Genomic DNA, 1930 nt, shown 5'->3' on the forward strand with positions numbered 1-1930 from the left:
CGGGAGTTTGACAGTTGAATCATTGAAAATCACCTTGCAGGCCTTATAAAACCTGCATTTTTTATGTCAAATTTTATGTTTTTATATGTACTTGTTTGTAATAGTGTGATATACTAAAAGAAAAAAAGGATTTTTTATCATGTATATAGCAATCACAGGCAGCAAAAATAATAAAGATGTATATATTTATCGTTCCTTCCGCAAAGAAAACGGAAAAGCCTCTTCATGTATTTACAAAAAACTTGGGAAGTACAATGCTCTTTTGGAACAGTTCGATGGAAATGAAGACAAACTGATGACATGGGCAAAAGAACAGGCTACTAAGGAAACCGAACTTTATAAGCAGCATACCGGAAAAATTTCTGTAGAGTTTTCCAAAGCTGCAGCTATCCCTATGAATGAACGCCGTTCTTTCAATGTAGGTTATCTGTTCCTTCAGAAACTATGCACGCAGCTCCGTTTAGATAAAGTCTGCCGGACCATTAAAAGCAGGCATAAATTTAAATATGATCTGAATGCAATACTCACAGATCTTGTTTATGCGAGGATTCTTTCCCCTGCCAGCAAACTGGCTAGCTACGAGTACTGCCAGTCTTTGTTAGAACCGCCTAAATACAGTCTCCAAGACGTTTATCGTTCTCTTTCTGTGATTGCAGGGGAGTCTGATTTCATACAAAGTGAGCTATATAAAAACTCAAACTTCATTCATCCACGAAATAACAGAATCCTTTATTATGACTGTACGAATTATTACTTTGAAATTGAAGAGGAAGATGATTTCCGGCGTTACGGAAAAAGCAAAGAAAACCGTCCTAATCCAATCGTAACTATGGGATTATTTATGGACGCAGACGGTATTCCCCTTGCCTTTGATATTTTCCCTGGAAACCAGAATGAGCAGACAACCCTGAAGCCTTTAGAATCCAAAATTCTTCAGGATTTTAACTGCAGTGAATTCATATACTGTTCTGATTCCGGACTTGGCAGTTCAAGTAACCGAAGATTCAATTCTTTAGGAAATCGGGCTTATATCATCACGCATTCTCTGAAAAAAATGAAAAAGGAAGATCGTGAGATTGCTCTGAACCCGACTCAGTTCCGCAGAATTGGATCCGATCAATTTATAGATATCCGTAAACTAGACGAATCGGATGAAGAGGTTTATAACACAATCTACTACAAGGAAGTGCCTGTTATTACAGGTGACATGGATGAGACTTTAGTTGTCACCTATTCCCCTAAGTACAAAGCCTACCAAAGAAAAATCCGTGCCCTGCAGATTGAACGGGCTAAAAGGATAATCACAGCACCTGGACGCAAAAGAAAAGGGAAAAACCAAAACGATCCTATGCGCTTCGTAAAAAAGACTTCCGTTACTACTGATGGTGAGATTGCCGAAAAACAAGTTTATGATCTTGATGAAGAACAAATCCAAAAAGAAGAATTGTATGATGGTTTTTATGCAGTTATCACAAATCTGGAAGGAGATATTTCAGAGATCATAAGGATCAATAGGCAGCGTTGGGAAATCGAAGAAAACTTTCGGATCATGAAAACAGAATTCGAAGCAAGACCTATATATGTCAGAAGAGAAGACCGGATAAAAGCCCATTTCATGACCTGCTATATCAGCCTTCTGCTCTATCGTTTACTGGAAAAGGAACTTGGAAATATTTATACAGCTGATCAGATATTGAAAACATTACGCTCAATGCAAATGACACTGCTAAACACAGCGAGTGGATATATCCCCTCTTATACAAGAACCGAATTAACCGATGCATTACATAAAACATTTGATTTTAGAACGGATTATGAATTCATTACCAAAACAGATATGCGAACTCTTATCAAAGATACAAAGCAACTAAAATCAAAACTGAAATAATATAGTACATATCGCTGCAAAAAGAAAAACGGCTACAGTGCC

General features: G+C 37.4%; 1 protein-coding gene. It reads left to right on the plus strand.

The features are described 5' to 3' along the window. Positions 1 to 139 precede the first annotated feature (139 nt). Positions 140 to 1888 (plus strand): IS1634 family transposase, encoded by a 1749-nt coding sequence (locus DWX73_RS13160; protein WP_118349114.1) that lies wholly within the window; start codon positions 140 to 142, stop codon positions 1886 to 1888. Positions 1889 to 1930: the final 42 nt, after the last annotated feature.

Origin of the sequence: Coprococcus sp. AF21-14LB, assembly GCF_003458885.1 — a bacterium.
In the GTDB taxonomy this organism is placed as follows: domain Bacteria; phylum Bacillota; class Clostridia; order Lachnospirales; family Lachnospiraceae; genus UBA9414.